The sequence below is a fragment of the Demequina lutea genome, from assembly GCF_013409005.1.
GTDB classification, from domain to species: domain Bacteria; phylum Actinomycetota; class Actinomycetes; order Actinomycetales; family Demequinaceae; genus Demequina; species Demequina lutea.
This window is the reverse complement of the sequence record NZ_JACBZO010000001.1, coordinates 2,264,192-2,281,922: the sequence shown is the minus strand read 5'-3', so window position 1 is coordinate 2,281,922 and position 17,731 is coordinate 2,264,192. Positions and strand designations below refer to the sequence as shown.

Below are 17,731 nucleotides of genomic sequence, written 5' to 3'. Positions count from 1 at the left end.
CTCGATGGCATGCCCACACCTCACATTTCTGCCGCCGACGGCGACTTTGCTCCCGACATCCTGCTTCCCGGCGACCCCCGCCGCGCCACCCGCATCGCCGAGACGTTCCTGGACGATGCGCGGCTGGTGACCGAGGTGCGTGGAATCGTCGGCTATACGGGCACCTACCAGGGGCGGCCGATGTCGGTGATGGCAACCGGCATGGGGATGCCTTCCGCGACCATCTACGCGACCGAGCTCATTCGCTATTACGGCGTGAGGCGGCTGGTGCGCGTCGGCACCGTGGGCGGCATCCACCCCGACCTCGAGTTGGGTGACGTGGTCGCCGCTTCGGCCGCGCACACCGACTCGGACATGACCGCGCATCGTCTCCCTGGCGTGCACTATTCGCACGCGCCGTCGTTCGCGTTGCTGCGCGCCGCCGCGGACTTTGCCGACGAGGCAGGGGTGAGGCTGCGCGTGGGCCCGGTGCTGACGTCGGACGCCTTCTATCACCCCGACGCGACGCTCGTGCCGCGCCTGGCGGCCTACGGGACACTCGCGGTCGAGATGGAGGCCGCCGGGCTCTACGCGGTGGCGGCCGCTGAGGGCGTCGAGGCGCTCATGGTCGGCACGGTGTCGGACCACGTGGTGCGCGGCGACTCGCTGCCGTCCGAGGGCCGCGAGAAGACTTTTGCCGCGATGGTGTCGGTCGCGCTGGGGGCGCTGGGGGCGCTGGCTCGCTAGCCCCCGCGCTGACGGCTCCGGCAGGGTGGGCGTCGCCCACTTGCCATGCGAACAATTATGCGTACGATTGTGCGTACACCGCTGTCGAGGTGTGAGCGGTGACGAGAGGATCAGTCATGAAGACCGATACGCGCGACATGGTCAGTGCGACTGTGGCCGCCCGCGACTTCAGCCGCATCTCGAGCGAGGCCGCGCAGGGGCGAACGTTCGTCGTGGTGCGCAATAACGAACCCACGGTTGCCATCGTGCCCGTGTCCCAAATGGAGCGACTCGACCGGATCGATGAGCTCGAGGATGACATGCGCCTGTTGTCGGTGGCGCTCGCGAGAATGGGCACCGACGACGGGGTGCGGCACTCGCTCGACGACGTCGCCGCGGAGTTCGGCGTCGACCTCGACGACTGAGTAGCTTCGACAGGGCGGCTTCGATCGAGTCACGTCGGCGATGAACAAGGGGAGGGGTGCCCGCATGGCAAGGGTGGTGTTGACGCCTGGGGCCAAGGACGACGTCCGCGCGCTCGACGGCGCCGCACGCAAGTTGGTCCTCAAGGCCATGAAGAAGCTCGAGGATCACCCCGAATCGCGCGGTGCGCCACTCGGGAGCCGGACGGGCTCCAACCTCACGGGCTTCCGCAAGCTCGTGGTGGGCGACCGCCAGTACCGGATTGTCTACCGCGTGGAAACCGACGGCTCGGTGTGCGTGGTCTGGGTGGTGGGTAGCCGCGTCGACGCCGAGTGCTACGAGGAGGCCAAATTCCGAGTCGAGAAGTACGCGAAGGACCCTGGTCTCGCCGCGACGCTCACGCACCTGCTGGATGCGGCCTTCGAGGTCCCACAGCGCGACGTGTGATCTGGGCGGGTGCCGCCCCGCCCGGATTGGCCACGCTCCGGCCCCGCCTAGGGCCTGGGGCAGCCGCCCGGGATCCAACTCCAGTCGGTCATGCTCCCTCCCGCAACGATCTTGGCTATGGGGGCGCGGGAGATCTCGCCAATATCGGGATAGTACGTCTGGACCACCTCGAGGTCGGGGAACTTCTGCACTTGAGCAAGGGCCGCTGCTGCCCGATTTGCGTCGTTTGCCTCGGTGGCCTGCACGTACTCGTGCAACCAGGCGCACTCCCAATCGGTCGCGGAACTGATCAACACGCTTTCCTTGGGGAACGGAACGCCGACCTCCACTGTGTGACCGTCTTTGGGATCGGGGCGGAGAAGACCGATGATGTACTCGGTGTCGGTCTCGGAGATGTACCTGCCGCCCAGATCCCCTGCCGCAAGGTAGGCGATACTTGGCGCGGAGACCCCGGCGGGGTAGGGCTCGCCGAACAAGGACATCGCCGGGGCCTGCGTCGGAGCAACATCCGGGGGCGCTTGGTCCGTTTTGCTGGATTCAACCGTCGCCGACGCCGACGCCGACGGAGTTGCCGAGGCCGGAACCGCGGGGCTGGCGTCCCCCCCGAACGGCATGGCCATGGCTGCGAACGTCACGCCGCCGACCACGGCTAGCGCCACGAAGGAGGAGAGCACCACGCGGCCGGTGCGGTGGCGCGCGATGCGTTGTTCCACCTCGTCCCAGTCCGCATACAGCGCGGTCGTATCGAAGCCTCGACCGGTGACGGCCTGAAGATTCTGGAATGCGTCCCTTGCGTCGCTCATCGTCCACTCCCATCCCGCGTCTCGATCGCCACGGTCTCCAAGTCGTCCAAGTCGAGTCCCGGCAGCAACGCGCGCAGCTTCTCCTTCGCATCGGACAGGTAGCGCTTCACGGTTCCTGGCGTGAGGCCCAACGTGTCCGCCACGGCACCGACCGTGAGGTCGTCCATGAAGCGCAACACGATGCAGGCCCGCTCTCGCGGGGCAAGTGTCAGTAGCGCAGACTGCAGATCCAGCGCGGACCCGACGTCGCCTGCATGATCTGGGGCGGCAGGCAGGGCCCACACCCAGTCCTGCAGGTCACCACCGGTGCCCGAAATCAACGGCCGTACCGCGGCCCGACGCGAGCGATCGATGAACGCAGTCGCGATGGCCCTCTTCACGTAGACGTGCGCGGCGTCGAGCGAGGATGCGGTGCGGCCGCCCCGGAAGGCGCGCACCAGAGCGTCTTGAAGCAGATCCTCTGCGTCATACCGGTCGCCCGTGAGCGCGTACGCATAGCCGAAGAGCGCACGCCCGCGTTCGCGCATCAACTGATCGAGCAGGCTCCTCCACGCGCTCACTGCCTCGCCCCCCGATCGCTCATGTCAGCATAAACGCAGCGGCACGCGAAAAGGGTTGGGGTCGGACCACGAAGTCACAATCCGCGGATGCGATGGACGCAAGTTCACTTTCCCCGGCCCCTCATACGGCGAACCCTGGCGTGGCAGCTGCCTCGCCGTAGTTGCCCTTGCCAACCTTCCACTGCGAACTCAGGCCCAGTGCCACCTGAGACCCGCCGACCTCCTCGGCAAGAGTTGCCGTGATCGCGGCGATGTGGCCACATGAGATCCACCAGATCCGCAGCTGGCTGGTTTCACAGGAATGAGATGAGGAGGGCGACTGCTGCGCTGCCCATAATCGCGAACGCGGCCCACAGGCCCAACTTCGACCAGTTCCCACTGGCCTGTTTGCCCATGACATCGTGGCGGCTGGAGAGTCGCACGATGAGGTAGATCAGTGGGACGGCGACGATCCCGTTGAACACGGCAGTGAGTACGAGGGCCTTGACCGGGTCAAGGCCGATGAAGTTCACTCCAAAACCAACTAAGGTCCCGGCGATGATGACGAGGTAGAAGGTGCGGGCTTGGCTGAACCTGCGGGACAAACCCTCCCGTACCTTGAACGTTTCGGCAATCGCGTAGGCGGACGAACCGGCAAGGACCGGGATGCTCATCAGCCCGATTCCGATGACGCCCACAGCGAAGATGAGTTGGGCGAGGTAGCCGGAGTTGGGGAAGCTGTGCACTAGCGGGCGGAGCGCTTTGGCCGCGTCCGCGGCAGTGACAATATTGACAACACCGGCGGCGTTCAGCACTACAGCACCGACGAGGATGATGAACCAGGCCACCATGTTGGAGAAGAACATGCCAATGACGGTGTCTACCCGTAACCGTCTGAGGTAGCGGTTGCTGATCCTCGGTACTCCGCCGTTTTTCCCGACCCTTTTTTCCGCGATCTCATCCTCGACGGTGTTGCTGGTCTGCCAGAAGAACAGGTACGGGGAGATTGTGGTGCCAAAAATCGCCACGACAATGAACAGAAAGTTGTTGTTGAATTCGACATGCGGGATCGCTGTGTTCTGCAGCGCTTTTCCCCAGGGGACGGTGACGAGGAACGCCGTTCCGATGTAGGAGAACAGGGCCAGCGCGAGCCATTTGAGAATGCGGATGTAGACCTTGTACGACACCAGCACCTCAAGCAGCACGATCATCACTGAGAAGCCGATCGCCAGCGCGGGAAGAGGAACCCCCGGCGCCAGGAGTTTGGTGCTCGCCGCCATCGCACCGATATCGGAGCCGATATTGAAGGTGTTCGCCGCAACCACCAGAAGCACGATCGGGTAGAGCACCCACTTCGGATACCGCTCCCGCACGATCGCCGCTAACCCCTTGCCGGTCACCGCACCGATGCGCATGCACGCATCCTGAACTGCGACCATCAGAGGGAACGTAAATAGCATCGTCCACAGGGTCGTGAACCCAAACTGGGCGCCGGCTTGTGAGTAGGTGGCGATACCCGACGGGTCGTCGTCGGCCGCGCCTGTCACGAGGCCAGGCCCCAATATCCGCAGCAGACGCCCCACGCGTCTCACGCGAGGGCGGGCCTCTGGCGTCGCGCCGGAACCGCCAGCCGGGTTAGCGGACTTTGCGCGCGGCGCGGTCGTCACGGGCTCAGTGTAAGCACCTGGCCCGGGCGCTCGACGCTGGCGAGAGTATGGTCGGACGATTCCTTGGCATGAGCAGGAATCTCCGGAGATTTAGCCACGAAGGCTGTCTGGATCACAGCGGGTTTGGTGGAGGGTTTGATTCCCCGAAAGGATGGGAGTCATGCCGCTACCTAAGGAAGTGTCGGCTGCACTCCGCGATCGGATACCTCACCCCGATCGAGAGGGAAGACCTGTACTGAGGTGAGAACAGAGTCCAGCAGCCGAATCGGCCGTCAAGGAACGGGTGCGTCCGGTACTCGCGGCGACCCGCCTTGGACGCTTGTCATGGCAAGATGGGTTCCATGCCACGGCAATCCGGGTGGCACGACAATCCGCAGGACCGCAGTCGGCTTCGCCGCCGGGGAGCGGTGATGTGGTGTAGCGACGCCACTCGGACATGCCACGCCAGCCTTGTAGCGGTACGACAGCGGCATGACATGCGGCTTCGCCCCGGCCGGATCAGGGGCAGCGGGCGGCCCGTCGCCGGCATACGCGAGAGGCCGCAATGAAGAGCTTTAGTCGGATCCCACAGCACATTGGCGTGATTCCCGACGGCAATCGAAGGTGGGCTAAGCACAAGGGGCTGCGGAAGCAGGACGGATATGAATCCGGACTTCGCCCAGGACTCGAGCTGTACGAGATGTGCTTGGAGTTGGGAATCAAAGAGTTGACCCTGTACGGATTCACAGTTGACAACACAAAGCGCCCAACCGTGCAGATCAAGGCCTTTCAGAAGGCATGTGTTGACGCCGTTGAATACCTGGCGAACAAGGATGCGGACTTGCTGGTGATCGGGAACACTGAGTCGAAATTCTTCCCAAAGGCACTGCTGCCGTACACGGAGAGAACCAGATTTGGGCGCGGTGGCATCAAGGTCAACTTCTTGGTCAACTACGGCTGGAACTGGGACCTGAACTACTCCGCGCGGGACGGCGCCACCGCCTCAAGTGGCAACATCGTCGACGGCATGGCTTCCGCGGATATCTCGAGAATCGACTTGATCATTCGCTGGGGCGGCGGGCGAAGGCTGAGTGGATTCTTGCCCATCCAGTCGGTCTACGCGGATTTCTATGTGGTGGATGAGATGTGGCCCGACTACGACAGTGAGCAGTTCTATAGGGCTTTGGAATGGTATCAACGCCAAGACATCACGTTGGGCGGTTAGCTGGGCGCCTTCGCACCAAGGCCGAGTACCCGCCGGGATGGCGGACCCCGTCACCTTCGTGGGTCGCACCGAAGCCCCCGTAATCGCGCATCTCGCGCTCGCGCATGCGCAATTCGAAACGATCCACCCCTTCGCCGACGAGTGGCGACAGCGCGTCTGGGCGCGCAAGGGCGCCTCCGCCTGGCGGCTCGCCGAGATTCTCCACGCCCATCCCGTTGTCACCGACGAGGTAGTCCTGCGCGCGCTGGGGGTTTCGGCGCCGACGGCCCACGCGGCGATCGACGTGCTCGCCGACGCGGCGCGGACGGGTTAGGACTGCACGGCGCGCGCAGCTGGACGACGACTGGAGCGGCTCGCCCAAACGGGGTCACGAGTGCCCCGCGCTAGTGGGCGAGGAGTCTCGCCAGCATCCGGCCGAGCGCGGCCGTCTCGTCCGCATCGAGCACCGAGAACGACTCGCGCACCACCTTCTCTGTCACGGCGCTCCCCGCGACGAATACGCGCTCGCCCTCTGGCGTCAGCTCGGGGCGGATCGCGCGCCCCGCCCCGCTCACGCGTCGGATCAGGCCGCGGGCCTCGAGCCTCGCCGCGAGCGTGCCGAACGCTTGATCGGTCTGAAAGGTCAACACCGCGAGATCGTGCAGCGATGCGCCGGGGTGAGCATGCAGGTGCCGGAGCGCATCCCACTGCACGAGCGTCACCCCCAGCGGTTCCAGGGCCTCGGTCGCGGCGCGGTGATGCTTGACCTGCAAGCGCTTCACGGATAGCCCGATTTCGGGGAGAGACATCGCCATGGGCTCATCGTATCGCATCGAGTCCACTTGCTTATATAAACATGATGATATAGCGTGAAGTCATGAGCAACCCCATCTCTCTCACCATCGGCACCTCGTTTGGCGACGTGCCACTCAGCGCAGTCCTGTTCAACGCAGACGAGCGCGGCACAGGCCGACCAGTCGTCATCCTTCATGGCGGCGCGGGGCCGGCCTCGGTCACCGGCTTCGCGGATCTCCTCGCCGACGCCACGGGCACGCGCGTCATCGTGCCGACTCACCCTGGCTTTGGCGGCACCAGCCGCCCCGAGGCACTGACGACGGTGGTCGGACTGGCCGAGGTCTACGCCGGGCTTCTCGACGCGCTGGGGCTCGAGGACGCCACCGTGATCGGCAACTCCATCGGCGGATGGATCACGGCCGAGCTCGCGGTGCGAGGTTCGCAGCGCTTGGGCCGCATCGCACTCGTGGATTCGGTGGGGATCGAGGTCGCAGGCCACCCTGTGGCCTCCGGCCTTACGCCCGCTCAACTGACTCAACATGCCTGGTATGACCCGTCAAAGGCGCCAAGCGTTGACCCGGCGACTCTTCCTCCCGCCGTGGCGGAGGTCTTGGCGGGCAACCGCGCGACGCTCGCGTTGTATGGCGGATCGATGTCCGATGCCACACTGCTCGGGCGTCTGGCAGGCATCGCGGTTCCCGCCCTGGTGCTGTGGGGCGAGGCCGATCGCATCGCCGATGTCGACTATGGTCGTGCCTTCGCGGCGGCCATCCCCGGCGCGCGCTTTGACGTGCTTCCGCAAACAGGGCACGTGCCGCAAATGGAGACCCCGGATGTGTTGCTCGAGGCGCTCAGGGCGTTCGTCGGCGAGTAACTCCCGCTGTAGGCCCTGTGTGTGGCGTTTTTGCGGGTGTCGGTCGTCGCATACACAATCGAGCGGTGCAGACAATCCTGGTTCCTCCTCTGATGTGTTCCCCCTCTGTGTATGAGCCGATCATTGACACCGCCTGGAGCCGCGGTGCCGTCACCTTGGCCGACACTCGCAGCGACGACAGCATCTCCGCCATGGCCGCGCGGATATTGGACGATGCTCCTGGGCAGTTCGCGCTGCTGGGGGCGAGCATGGGAGGCTACGTCGCCCTCGAGGTAGTCCGTCAGGCACCGGATCGGGTTGCCGCGTTGGCGCTGGTGAGCACGACGGCGCGGGCCGACACCTCGGCGCAGGTGGCGTCGCGGGAAGGTCAGTCGCGGATGGTGGAGGCCGGAGGGTTCGACGCACTGGTCGACGCGGTATTCGGTGTGATCGTCGCGAAGCAGCACGAGAACGACGCGTCGCTGCTGGAGACCTGGCGGAGGGCCGCGCGCGCAGTGGGCGCCGACGCGTTCCTGCGGCAGCAACGCGCCGTCATCACTCGCGCCGATTCCCTCACGCTGTTACCCACGATCACCTGTCCGGTCGTCGTCATCCACGGCGCCGACGACCGACTCATACCGTTCGCCATGGGCGCGGAGATCGCGTCCGCCATTCCTGGCGCCGAGCTGGTGACGATCGCCGACGCCGGGCACTTCCTGTTCGCCGAGCAGCCAGGCGCGGTCGACGCAGCCGTCGGGGCGTTTCTTGATCGGGTTCATTCGCAACTTTGATCTGCCGGTTCTGCGCGATCGAACTGTTCGCCTCTGCCGCTCCGCGGTCGGGTGAGCCGCTCGCGGAGATCTAAGTCCCGGCCGCCGCGATGCGCTGGACGAGGTTGGTGGCCCAGGTCGTCGTTCCCCTCCCGGTTGCGGAGCCGCTGCTCAAGCGAGCGCACGCTTGGTGGGGCGTCGTCGTACGTCACCGTCAGAGTCCTTTCTGCACCAGTTTCCACTCGGCCGTGGTCAGCAGGCCCTCTGCCCGGGCCTGCTTCGCAGCCGCCAGCAGGCGTGTGCTCTCGACGAGGCCACGACACTCCAGGATGGCGTCCGCTACCGGCTGCGACGCCAAGCCTTCATAGAACACGGTGCGCCCGTCGCCCGTCACCTGGCTCAGCTCAATAGAGGGGGGAAGCGTGGGTCGAGCACGCCTGGGGACGGCGACCTTGATCTTCCGAGGGTTGACGTCGGCAAGCCCAAAGAGCGCGAGGACCGACTCGCCGTGGAGGTAGGCGCCTTCGCCCACCCGCAGGAGTGCCTCGGCGAACTGGTCGAACTCGGTGGGGCGCACGTCGGCGACCCTGTACAGCCCGTAGGCGACATTCTCCAGGCCGCCGCGCGCGGCAAGCTTGGGAAGCTCACCCGCGGGAACGCCAGCCTCGGCCGCGTCCCTCGTGGTGACATACCCGTAGTGGTCGAGCGCGATCTCGCGCACGACGTCTCGGTACTTGGTAGTTGAGGCCATGTCACAACTATACCGAAAACGGTAGTGTTGTGACAAGCGCATATCGTAGGGCAACGGGTTCGCGGTGCCACCCGAGCATGGTGCGCGTAAGACCACCATTGGTCACGATGGACGATGCTGTACGCATGAACCTCGAACGCAGCGAGGACCCTGCAGCGCTGTCGGCGCGTGTGGCTGACGCTGCGCGAGTCTCAAAGCCAGATATGCGCCGAGTCGCACGAGCCGCTGGCCCGCCAAGTGCCGGACCGCCATTGCGTCGCGTGTGTACACAACGTAAACTATGTACACATGAGCACCATTGGTCGCCGCATCAGTAGTCGCGAGTTCCGCGCCGAGTTCTCGGACGTTGTCGGACACGTGGCGTACGGTGGCGAGCGCGTGGCACTCACGCGGAACGGAAAGGTTGCGGCGGTGCTCATTAGCAAGCAAGACCTCGAAACCCTGGAGCGCCTGGAGATGGCGGCGGATGTCGAGGCATACCGCGCGGCCAAGGCGGCCGACGATGGTGGACGGGTGCAACTTGAGGAACTCGACCGAGAACTGGGGTAGTTCGTGTACCGCGTCGAGTTCACGACGGCGGCCGCGCGCCAATTGCGGAAGCTCCCTCGCGAGCACAGGGCTCGCATCCAGGCTCGCGTCCGCGAACTGGCGAGCAACCCTCGGCCAACGGGCGCCATCAAACTCGCCGGTGAGACCACTGCGTGGCGCACCCGGATCGGTGACTACCGCGTGATCTACGACATCTTCGACGACGTGCTGGTGGTGACAGTAGTCGCGGTGGGTCACAGGCGCGAGGTGTACCGCGCGTAGGCTCCGCTAGCGGATAGGCGGGCCCAACGGGAGAACCCAAGTCGCCAACCCGGCCTGTCGTTAATCCACCCGGTGTGCGCCAGGCGTCGCGTCGGGGGCGATGATCCAGACGCGTTGCACGATGGTGGCGTTGTGGGTGTTCGTGGGACATTCTGGTTTGGTGTATCGGCGGATAAGCCTCAGGGTGGCACCCGGTTGATTTATCGTTTTTGGCATCTGAACAGGTGGGCGTCGCGCTGGCGAGCCGCAAGTTCTGCACGGATCCTCGTTACTTCCACTCCTTGATACCGCCACCTTGCCCGTCATGTTCTGGCGCGCTGACCTTCACATGATCGCACCGTAGCCGCCAACCCCAACGTGTCCATCCCGGCGTGCGGTTCCGGACGCGGAGCGGCACACGGGTTTGAGCCGTGCGCATGTGCCCCTTCCGCCAGACGGACCTACCCGCGCACCGCCAACGGGAACCCGGTGTCGACTCCCTCTGCGTTGTCGGTCCAGGCCTGCTGGATCCAGAATCAGGGGGGGAGGGGTGTGGTGGCTGGTTTGCCGAAGTAGTAGCCCTGTCCGTGTTCCCATCCCTGGTCGCGCAGGATGTTGGCTTGCATCTGGGTTTCGATGCCTTCGGCGATTCCGGTCAGATGCAGGCCCTTGACCAGACCGTTCACGCCCTCAGCGAGGGCGTTGGCTTGGCTGTCGTCGGCGGTGAGGTCGTGGACGAAGCGCAGGTCGAGTTTGACTCCGGTCACCGGCAGGTCTCGTAGCACCGAGATGGAGGAGTATCCGGTGCCGAAGTCGTCGAGGTGGATGCCGATACCGAGTTCGCGTAAGGATGTCAGTGCGGTTCGGGCGGAGTCCACCAGGCTCAGGACGGCGGTCTCGGTGACCTCGATCACGATCCGAGCGGGGTCGACCCGGTGGGTCGCCAGAGTGTCCCGCACGGTTGTGAGCCAGTCGGGCGCAGCCAGCTGGACGGCCGAAACGTTGACGCTGATCGGACCGGGTAGGTCCGGATGTTCGGCTAGCATCGCGCAGACCTGGTCCAGGACTTGGGCGCCGATGGCGGTGATCAGCCCGGTGTCCTCGGCGATCTCGAGGAACTCACCGGGGCTGAGCAGCCCGCGGTTGGGGTGCGCCCAACGTACAAGTGCCTCGTGTCCGACCACGTGGGCGTCGGCCAGGGCCACGATGGGTTGGTAAAACACCACGAACTGACTGGCGGTGATCGCCTCACGCAACTGGTCCTCTATGTTGAGACGGGCCAGAGCCTGGGCGTGCATCGTGTCGTCGAAGAAGTGCCAGCGCGCCCGCCCCGTGGTCTTGGCTTGGGACAGTGCGGAGTCGGCGTCGCGTAGCAGGCTCTCGGGTGTCGACGTCGAGGTCGAGGTGGCGATACCGATGGACGCGGTCGGCACGATCCGGTGGCCTCGCACCTGCAGATCGACGCCGATCGAGGCAGACACCCGCTCGGCGCAACGTTCCACCTCCAGGACATCCTGGAGGCCCTGGAGGCCCTGGAGGCCCTGGAGGCCCTGGACCACGATGACGAACTCGTCGCCCCCAAAACGTCCAACACGGTCCCCTGGGCGCAGGGCGGCCACGATCCGCTCCGCCACCGCGGCCAACACCTCGTCGCCGGCCGCGTGCCCCAGCGAGTCGTTGACGACCTTGAAGTTGTCCAGGTCCACGAACAGTGCCCCCACCGAATGCCCCCGCCGCTTGGCGGCGCGCAGATCAACCGCCAGGATGTCCAGGATCCAGGCCCGGTTGTGTAACCCGGTCAGCGAGTCGTGGAAGGCCTGGTAAGCCAAAGCCTCCTGAGCCTCGTGCTCCGCAGTGATGTCTTCCACCTGCATCATGAGCATGTTCGCCTCGCCGTCTCCGTCCCTGAGTAGCACCGTCACTCGACGCACCCAAACGGTGGCGCCGTCGGCCCGCACCAGGCGTACCGTTGTGGCGCTCTTGTTGATCGATCCGGCGATAACCCGGGTCCGGTCCAGAAGTGCCACCTCGAGGTCGTCGGGGTGGACGGTGTCCTGCAGCCGGTGTGCCAGGAAGTACGCCTCGTCATACCCAAGGAGGTCGCACAATGCGCTGTTGACAACACGGATAGAACCGTCCAGGCCAGCCAAGACGATACCAATCGAAGCAGAACCCATCACCGTACGGACCAGATCCTCCGCCGCAACCAGACTCCGGGCGGTCTCGGCCGCACGATTCTGCTCGGTTACGTCACGGGCTGCGGCGAAGACACCCAGCACTTTGCCGCCGGCGTCGCGATACACCGACGCGTTGTACAACACCTCGGTCAACGTCCCGTCCCGGTGACGCATCGTCAACGGGTAGTCCACCGCCATGCCCTGCTCAAAAACCAACTGGTAAATCGCGTTGGCCTTGACCGGCTCGGTGAAACACTCCGAGAACGCGGTCCCGATCAGTTCGACCCTAGGAATGCCGGTGACCTTGACAGTGGCCTCGTTGGCATCGGTGATCATCCCCTCCGGACTGATCGCCACCAACGAGTCCAGACTCGATTCAATCATCGAGCGGGCCGACTGAAACGCCTGCCTCGCTTCGGTTACGTCACGGGCTGCGGCGAAGACACCCAGCACTTTGCCGCCGACGTCGCGATACACCGACGCGTTGTACAACACCTCGGTCAACGTCCCGTCCCGGTGACGCATCGTCAACGGGTAGTCCACCGCCATCCCCCGCTCAAAAACCAACTGGTAAATCGCGTTGGCCTTGACCGGCTCGGTGAAACACTCCGAGAACGCGGTCCCGATCAGTTCGTCCCTAGGAATGCCGGTGACCTTGACAGTGGCCTCGTTGGCATCGGTGATCATCCCCTCCGGACTGATCGCCACCAACGAGTCCAGACTCGATTCAATCATCGAGCGGGCCGACTCAAACGCCTGCCTGTTCAGCTGTGCGGTCGCCGTGGCTAGGGAGCGGTCATTCTGTCGTTTCTCCAAGATGGTGGCGACCATGTGGCCGATGTTGACGAGAAACGGTTGGTACGCCTCAAACTTCGCCTCGTCGTCTATGACCAGTTGCAGGCAGCCGAATGCTTGACGTGGTGTACGCATGGCGACTAGTTGGATGTCCGGCCGATCCTCCGGCACACACAGCGGGGTCGAAGCCGACGGGCCTGCTGCCTTCGGACAGTGCAGATCCAGTTTTGCGATGGTTGCCTGGTCGGCAGAGGGGAACTCCCCGTTCAGACACATGAACGTGTTGGTGACGCCCGGGACTTCTCTCAGGGAAGACTGTAGGAACTCGGCCATCCCCTTCACACTGGGTAGGGCGTCGAGCGTCTGAACCGCGACGAGCAACTTGCCGAGAACCTCTGCAGCAAACCGAGTATCAGACATCTAGGGGCCGCTGGCGTGTCGCCAATTTTCCCAGGAAAACTTCCGCTTCGACGTAGTAGGGATTCCTGACCACTTGCCCGTGCACGATCATCATCGGGTGCACGCTCAAGATGTCGTAGAGTGTCGCCCCGTCGAAACGTTGCGCGTCATACTGGCACACCACAGTGATCGGCACAGTGCGCACGAGCACGTTGATGCGACACTCATACTCCGCTAGATTCTCCGACCCGGGATGGCCCCGTTGGACCCAGGTCATCTCTCCGGAAGCACGGGCGCCGGCGTAGCCTTCCCGGAGGCTGCGATTGTGCAACTCCCGCACGGTTTCGATCATGCGATCGACCTTGAAGGTGCCGTCAGGGCAGTACGCCTCCTCTGCGGCGACGACGCTGTATTGTCGGCCATCGAGCTCATCGGGCAGGGTCACACCGTGTTCGCGCATCCACTGTTTCAGGCCGTCGGGCGACATCGTGTCGACGAAATAGCCGACCTGCTCGTTCGCATCCAAGCCGCTCTGGACGTACTTCGACATCACCCACCGACGCTCCTCCTCGTCGTTGAAGATGAAGCAAATATGCGTTCCCCTGGGGTGCAACTCCTCGTCGAACCCGAGCGAAATCATCGGGCGACTCTCGCCACCGGCCTCCAGCATGCCCATCCCGGCCTCCTCGGGCAACCAATCATGAGCCAGCACGTGCTACATAGTGACTCTACTACCGGCCTGGGTTATCCAGCCAGGCAACCCGGCTTGTCGTCAATCCACACCTAAAGGGGCGCAGCGGCACACCCTTGTGCGCATTGGTCGCTATCGCGAGAAGAGTGCTGCACAGCGGCACTCCCAACGAAGCAGTTCATCAATACACTTCGGAGTGCGGCAGCCACATTTGTTAGTGTTGAGTAATGGCACGTGTATTTGACGTTGGCGGTTGGCCCGTTCGAAGGCTCGAACATGCGCGTCGTCGAATCGGTGACCTGAAGAATTCATTAGCGAGTTACACCGCATCCAATCCGCTCGGGACGGCACCCATCGAAGTTGGCGCTGGCGATGAGGCGGCCATCCATTCCACCAAGTGGCAACCGCCCGACGCGGCGGAGTTCGCGATCTTGATCGGCGAGGCGGCGCACTCATTGAGAAGTGCTCTCGACTCAACCATCTGGGACATCGTCAGGCAATCGAACAGTGGCGACATCGGCGAGTTTGAACACCTCCTGATGTTCCCCATCACGAGGAGAGACTCGAAGAGAGCGTGGCCCGCGAGCGCTGGCGACAAACTCAAGGGCGCGCCGCCCGCTCTCATCGATCGAGCCGGGCAACTCCAACCGTCGAAGGACCGCTCGGGCTACGCTCTTTCGATGCTGGAAGTGCTACAAGAGATCAACAACGCCGACAAGCACCGACTTCCTCTGGCGGCGACCGTGACTGCTACGGCTAACTTGGGCGCCGAGTTGCGCTTCAACTCGCTCGTAGAAGGTCGCGAGGTGTCCATGGATTGGATGCACGAGGGTCTTCGTCCGTTCGACGGTGAGCCGGAGTCCGGCCGCTTGCTATATGAGGTGCGGGTGCCCGAGTTTGTTGAGTACGCGAAGATCAACGTGGGCGTTGACCTCCAGTTAGCGATGGAGATTCCTGGCAGCGAGAAATTCCCAGTTTCTGAATTGCCGCGGCGCTATGACTTCGTGAGCAGTGCAGTGTCGTACCTCTACACCGGAAGTCGTGTGCATCGCGACTATCTACGGAGCCCCAAGGCTTACAAGCCGTCCTTTTCCATGGATCCATGGGACAAGGGGGAGGGCCCCGAGGACGGCCAGCCCGACGCTTGACTTGAAGCCCTCGAACCGTGGTGTCCGCGCCGTAGCCGCGCACTTCCCTTGAATCTGCAACATAACTCGGGGGCTTCTTGATCGGCGTCCGTTGTGGGTGCATACTGGATCTGCGCCGGGTACCGGACCGAAAAGGACTACCACCAAACGCCTCAGATGCGGGTCCCACACACATACAGCGCCATCGAACGAAGACCGGTTGAGACTTCTGCTCTCGGTCTTCGCGCTCCCAAAAGTTCCTAGACCCATAGGCAGTGGTCAGTCCTCTGTCCTTTCGGTCTGTGGAGTGCTGGTCGTGTTCCCGAATGAGTCGAACCGCGCTGGGTGGTTCCTGTCGCTGTACCCGTCTGCGGGTGAGGGTGGCGGGTGTTTCCGTGGGAGCGCCCCGCGCCGGGACTCGTCCACGTACGTGGCGAAGGGCAACGCGGTTGACCCGGTGCGGGCGGCTCAAGAGGCGGGTAGGCGTGCACGTGGCAGGCTTCGCCGCTACTGCTCCACGAATCGTCTGAACCGTTTGGGAACACTCACGTACGCGGGTGAGGGGTGTCACGACGTCGAGCAAGTGCGCTTGGATGTCGCGGACTTCTTCCGCAACCTTCGTACCGGTCTTGGTAGTGGAGCGTTGCCGTATGCGTGGGTGCCTGAGTGGCACAAGAGCCACGGTCTGCACCTGCATTTCGCGGTAGGCCGGTATGTCGCTCGGGGTCTGATCGATGAGGCGTGGGGTCGCGGTTTCGTCCACATCAAGCTTCTCGGGGACATGGGCCACGGGGCGACTTCTTTGGATGAGGCGCGAAGAGCTGCGGGCTACCTGTCCAAGTACGTGGCCAAGACCTTCACCGAAACCGACGCCCGCGTGCTGGGCCGTCACCGTTACGACCTGGCCCAGGGCTTCCAACCTGCGAAGGTCTCGCTCTATGCAAAGTCTCGCGATGGGCTGATCGACCTAGCGTCGCAGACGCTTGAGTCGCCCCCTACCTACGTGTGGACCTCGGACGAGACCCCGGACTGGCAAGGCGCGCCGGCGGTGTGGGCACAGTGGCCGGTGAGCCGTGACTGACAAGGTGACCGCGCACGGTTTCACAACTGCCCAAGTGAGTGCGTGGGTGGACTCTACCTGCGCTGCTCAAGGGGTGCCGGTGGTGGTCACTGACTTGGGAGTGCTGGCCCGTGTTGGCGTGCTGATAGGCGGGACGCGCCGCAAGCCGCCAGGCGGGCGCGACCGCCTACAGCCGCCACTGGGGAGCGACCCTTTCCGGGTCGAGACCTGCCCTGCCTCGGTGGACGACCGGCAAGATCACAATATGGTCGAGTACAGCCTTCACGATCGCCGCTTGGCGGGATAGGTTCAGGCCCTCCCACTGCTCGCGCAATGCCTCGCCCTGGCCCAGGTAGTTCTCGATCGCATCGTGTTCGGTGAGCCGAGTGAGTGTGCGACGGTTTGCCTGCACCCGAGCCTCGAGCCGGTCCCGCGCCAACTTCCACTCTTCAGTAGACATTGCGCGGTCCGCCCACAATTTCATGAGGTCCTCCATTTGGGCTGTGTCGGCGACGATCGCGTCACCAATGGCAGCAACCTCGGACCGTTCTGCGGTGCTCACCATCGCATCGACCAGGTGTGGTGAATCCAGACGGATGAGCACGGCGTGCGCGATAAACGCTTCGAGTTTGGCCGCATAGATGTACGTGCCTCCGCACCCCCGGAGTTCGGCGCCCTTCATGCACGCGTAGCCCCGCACGCCGCTCTTCGGCGCCGAGTACAACGTCCCCCCGCACTTGCTGCACTTGAGCAAGCCCGACAGGAGATACCGACGCGGGGCTCGGTGCGTGCCCCGCGATGGGTCCGTGAGGAGGAGTCGGAGTCGCTCACCTTGCTCAGGGGTGATGATGGGCTCCCAAGTGGCCTTGGCGACGATCTGGCCGTGGTGCGTGCGCATGCCCCAGTAGCGAGGAGCGAGTAGCAGCGCGCGTAACTTTGAGGGGGTCCACTGGTTGCCCTTGGCCGTATGGGCGCCCGAGGCGTCGAGCCAGCGGACGACCGACTGTAGCGATTCGCCAGCGAGCACGCGTTCGGCGGCTTCGTGAAAGTAAGCGACTTCGGCAGGTTCGTGCGTCACGAAGTCGCTTCGGAAACCGTAGGGCCGGGGCCCACCGGACTTCGGCTTGCCCGCTTCTGCCGTCTCCACCGCCTTCCTTTTCAGGCGGCGGCGCTTGCTGTCGGATTCATTCGCCGCCATAGCGGCCATCAACCGGGCCATAAAAAGGCCGTCGCCCTTGCCCAAGTCGTAGTCGCCGTGGAGCGTCACCACGTCACTCACATTTGCGCGCGTGCAGGTCGCCACAAACTGCTCTAACTCGATGGGGCGACGGTGCAATCGGTCCATGTGCCACACGATCACCGCGTCGCGCAGACCGTCTTCAATGTCTCGGAGCATCCGCTCATACGCTGGGCGAGCCTTCCCTGAGTATGCGGAGACGTCGTCGTCCACGTACTCATCTGCGACAGTCCAACCGCGCCGCTCCGCCTCCGCTCGACAGTCCTCAAGTTGGCGCGTGACGGCCAACTCATCGCCTGATCGGTCTTGGGAAATTCGAGCGTAAAGGGCAACTGCACCACGAAGTGTCATGAGGTCATATTAACGACATACGGGGAACCCGGCCTGCGTGTACCCACCAACCCCACAGTGCGCCAAGAAGTCGCTTCCGAGTCTTCAAGCCTGACCGCCGTGAGGGAGCGGCTTCTTGGCGCACACCCAAGTTGACCTAGCAGCGAAACAAGGCTCAAGCGTCGGCCGG

At 64.1% G+C, this 17,731-nt stretch carries 19 protein-coding genes; 11 read left to right on the top strand and 8 right to left on the bottom strand.

Going from position 1 to position 17,731, the window contains the following annotated elements; all coding sequences use genetic code 11:
* Positions 1–9: 9 nt before the first annotated feature.
* The 3 genes from deoD to BKA03_RS10995 all read left to right on the top strand — a co-directional run bounded on the left by deoD (position 10) and on the right by BKA03_RS10995 (position 1,575).
* Complete coding sequence (deoD, locus tag BKA03_RS11005) at positions 10–726, top strand: purine-nucleoside phosphorylase (protein ID WP_062073986.1); 717 nt, start codon at positions 10–12, stop codon at positions 724–726.
* Between the two features lie 116 nt (positions 727–842).
* Positions 843–1,130: a type II toxin-antitoxin system Phd/YefM family antitoxin gene (locus tag BKA03_RS11000; RefSeq protein WP_062073985.1), complete on the top strand. Its 288-nt coding sequence runs from the start codon at positions 843–845 to the stop codon at positions 1,128–1,130.
* 64 nt (positions 1,131–1,194) lie between these two features.
* Positions 1,195–1,575 carry a type II toxin-antitoxin system RelE family toxin gene (locus tag BKA03_RS10995; RefSeq protein ID WP_062074392.1) on the top strand — a complete coding sequence of 127 codons (381 nt, stop codon included), beginning with the start codon at positions 1,195–1,197 and terminating at the stop codon, positions 1,573–1,575.
* Positions 1,576–1,622: 47 nt separating this feature from the next.
* Here the strand turns inward: BKA03_RS10995 and BKA03_RS10990 are convergent, their stop codons facing one another.
* The 3 genes from BKA03_RS10990 to BKA03_RS10980 form a co-directional block, all read right to left on the bottom strand.
* A complete protein-coding gene (locus BKA03_RS10990; protein ID WP_062073984.1) occupies positions 1,623–2,378 on the bottom strand; it encodes a hypothetical protein in 756 nt (251 codons plus the stop codon).
* Positions 2,375–2,938 (bottom strand): RNA polymerase sigma factor, encoded by a 564-nt coding sequence (locus BKA03_RS10985; protein ID WP_238579349.1) that lies wholly within the window; start codon positions 2,936–2,938, stop codon positions 2,375–2,377. The genes BKA03_RS10990 and BKA03_RS10985 overlap by 4 nt, the downstream gene beginning before the upstream one ends.
* Before the next feature lie 293 nt (positions 2,939–3,231).
* On the bottom strand, positions 3,232–4,584 hold the full coding sequence (locus tag BKA03_RS10980; protein ID WP_202965699.1) for an NRAMP family divalent metal transporter: 1,353 nt from the start codon (positions 4,582–4,584) through the stop codon (positions 3,232–3,234).
* 544 nt (positions 4,585–5,128) lie between these two features.
* Here BKA03_RS10980 and uppS point away from each other — a divergent pair.
* A complete protein-coding gene (gene uppS, locus BKA03_RS10975) occupies positions 5,129–5,788 on the top strand; it encodes a polyprenyl diphosphate synthase (RefSeq protein ID WP_062073983.1) in 660 nt (219 codons plus the stop codon).
* 37 nt (positions 5,789–5,825) lie between these two features.
* The gene (locus BKA03_RS10970) at positions 5,826–6,101 is read left to right on the top strand and encodes a hypothetical protein (RefSeq protein ID WP_062073982.1); all 276 of its coding nucleotides are present in this window, start codon (positions 5,826–5,828) and stop codon (positions 6,099–6,101) included.
* 70 nt (positions 6,102–6,171) lie between these two features.
* Here the strand turns inward: BKA03_RS10970 and BKA03_RS10965 are convergent, their stop codons facing one another.
* A complete protein-coding gene (locus BKA03_RS10965; protein WP_062073981.1) occupies positions 6,172–6,582 on the bottom strand; it encodes a MarR family winged helix-turn-helix transcriptional regulator in 411 nt (136 codons plus the stop codon).
* 62 nt (positions 6,583–6,644) lie between these two features.
* Between BKA03_RS10965 and BKA03_RS10960 the strand changes: the two genes are divergently transcribed.
* Both BKA03_RS10960 and BKA03_RS10955 read left to right on the top strand, forming a co-directional pair.
* Positions 6,645–7,436, top strand: coding sequence for an alpha/beta fold hydrolase (locus BKA03_RS10960; RefSeq protein ID WP_062073980.1), 792 nt, complete (start codon positions 6,645–6,647; stop codon positions 7,434–7,436).
* Between the two features lie 65 nt (positions 7,437–7,501).
* Complete coding sequence (locus BKA03_RS10955) at positions 7,502–8,206, top strand: alpha/beta fold hydrolase (protein WP_152649451.1); 705 nt, start codon at positions 7,502–7,504, stop codon at positions 8,204–8,206.
* A gap of 193 nt (positions 8,207–8,399) precedes the next feature.
* Here BKA03_RS10955 and BKA03_RS10950 read toward each other — a convergent pair whose 3' ends face one another.
* Positions 8,400–8,936 (bottom strand): type IV toxin-antitoxin system AbiEi family antitoxin domain-containing protein, encoded by a 537-nt coding sequence (locus BKA03_RS10950; RefSeq protein WP_062073978.1) that lies wholly within the window; start codon positions 8,934–8,936, stop codon positions 8,400–8,402.
* 288 nt (positions 8,937–9,224) lie between these two features.
* Between BKA03_RS10950 and BKA03_RS10945 the strand changes: the two genes are divergently transcribed.
* A complete protein-coding gene (locus BKA03_RS10945; RefSeq protein ID WP_062073977.1) occupies positions 9,225–9,485 on the top strand; it encodes a type II toxin-antitoxin system Phd/YefM family antitoxin in 261 nt (86 codons plus the stop codon).
* A 3-nt stretch (positions 9,486–9,488) separates the two neighbouring features.
* On the top strand, positions 9,489–9,746 hold the full coding sequence (locus BKA03_RS10940) for a type II toxin-antitoxin system RelE family toxin (RefSeq protein WP_062073976.1): 258 nt from the start codon (positions 9,489–9,491) through the stop codon (positions 9,744–9,746).
* 515 nt (positions 9,747–10,261) lie between these two features.
* Here the strand turns inward: BKA03_RS10940 and BKA03_RS10935 are convergent.
* On the bottom strand, positions 10,262–13,117 hold the full coding sequence (locus BKA03_RS10935) for a sensor domain-containing protein (protein ID WP_179398087.1): 2,856 nt from the start codon (positions 13,115–13,117) through the stop codon (positions 10,262–10,264).
* Positions 13,110–13,772: an MEDS domain-containing protein gene (locus BKA03_RS10930; RefSeq protein ID WP_202965773.1), complete on the bottom strand. Its 663-nt coding sequence runs from the start codon at positions 13,770–13,772 to the stop codon at positions 13,110–13,112. The genes BKA03_RS10935 and BKA03_RS10930 overlap by 8 nt, the downstream gene beginning before the upstream one ends.
* Positions 13,773–14,014: 242 nt before the next feature.
* Between BKA03_RS10930 and BKA03_RS10925 the strand changes: the two genes are divergently transcribed.
* A complete protein-coding gene (locus BKA03_RS10925) occupies positions 14,015–14,935 on the top strand; it encodes a hypothetical protein (RefSeq protein WP_062076247.1) in 921 nt (306 codons plus the stop codon).
* Positions 14,936–15,230: 295 nt separating this feature from the next.
* A complete protein-coding gene (locus BKA03_RS10920; RefSeq protein WP_238579488.1) occupies positions 15,231–15,995 on the top strand; it encodes a rolling circle replication-associated protein in 765 nt (254 codons plus the stop codon).
* Between the two features lie 166 nt (positions 15,996–16,161).
* Here the strand turns inward: BKA03_RS10920 and BKA03_RS10915 are convergent, their stop codons facing one another.
* The gene (locus BKA03_RS10915; RefSeq protein ID WP_062076245.1) at positions 16,162–17,562 is read right to left on the bottom strand and encodes a recombinase family protein; all 1,401 of its coding nucleotides are present in this window, start codon (positions 17,560–17,562) and stop codon (positions 16,162–16,164) included.
* Positions 17,563–17,731: the final 169 nt, after the last annotated feature.

Excerpts from the sequence above, each read along its gene's own strand:
- BKA03_RS10915 (WP_062076245.1), bottom strand. The coding sequence starts at position 17,562 with ATGACACTTCGTGGTGCAGTTGCCCTTTACGCTCGAATTTCCCAAGAC.
- BKA03_RS10950 (WP_062073978.1), bottom strand. The coding sequence starts at position 8,936 with ATGGCCTCAACTACCAAGTACCGAGACGTCGTGCGCGAGATCGCGCTC.
- BKA03_RS10925 (WP_062076247.1), top strand. The coding sequence starts at position 14,015 with ATGGCACGTGTATTTGACGTTGGCGGTTGGCCCGTTCGAAGGCTCGAA.
- BKA03_RS10970 (WP_062073982.1), top strand. The coding sequence starts at position 5,826 with ATGGCGGACCCCGTCACCTTCGTGGGTCGCACCGAAGCCCCCGTAATC.
- BKA03_RS10990 (WP_062073984.1), bottom strand. The coding sequence starts at position 2,378 with ATGAGCGACGCAAGGGACGCATTCCAGAATCTTCAGGCCGTCACCGGT.
- BKA03_RS10995 (WP_062074392.1), top strand. The coding sequence starts at position 1,195 with ATGGCAAGGGTGGTGTTGACGCCTGGGGCCAAGGACGACGTCCGCGCG.
- BKA03_RS10960 (WP_062073980.1), top strand. The coding sequence starts at position 6,645 with ATGAGCAACCCCATCTCTCTCACCATCGGCACCTCGTTTGGCGACGTG.
- deoD (WP_062073986.1), top strand. The coding sequence starts at position 10 with ATGCCCACACCTCACATTTCTGCCGCCGACGGCGACTTTGCTCCCGAC.
- BKA03_RS10965 (WP_062073981.1), bottom strand. The coding sequence starts at position 6,582 with ATGGCGATGTCTCTCCCCGAAATCGGGCTATCCGTGAAGCGCTTGCAG.
- BKA03_RS10930 (WP_202965773.1), bottom strand. The coding sequence starts at position 13,772 with ATGGGCATGCTGGAGGCCGGTGGCGAGAGTCGCCCGATGATTTCGCTC.
- uppS (WP_062073983.1), top strand. The coding sequence starts at position 5,129 with ATGAAGAGCTTTAGTCGGATCCCACAGCACATTGGCGTGATTCCCGAC.
- BKA03_RS11000 (WP_062073985.1), top strand. The coding sequence starts at position 843 with ATGAAGACCGATACGCGCGACATGGTCAGTGCGACTGTGGCCGCCCGC.
- BKA03_RS10935 (WP_179398087.1), bottom strand. The coding sequence starts at position 13,117 with ATGTCTGATACTCGGTTTGCTGCAGAGGTTCTCGGCAAGTTGCTCGTC.
- BKA03_RS10945 (WP_062073977.1), top strand. The coding sequence starts at position 9,225 with ATGAGCACCATTGGTCGCCGCATCAGTAGTCGCGAGTTCCGCGCCGAG.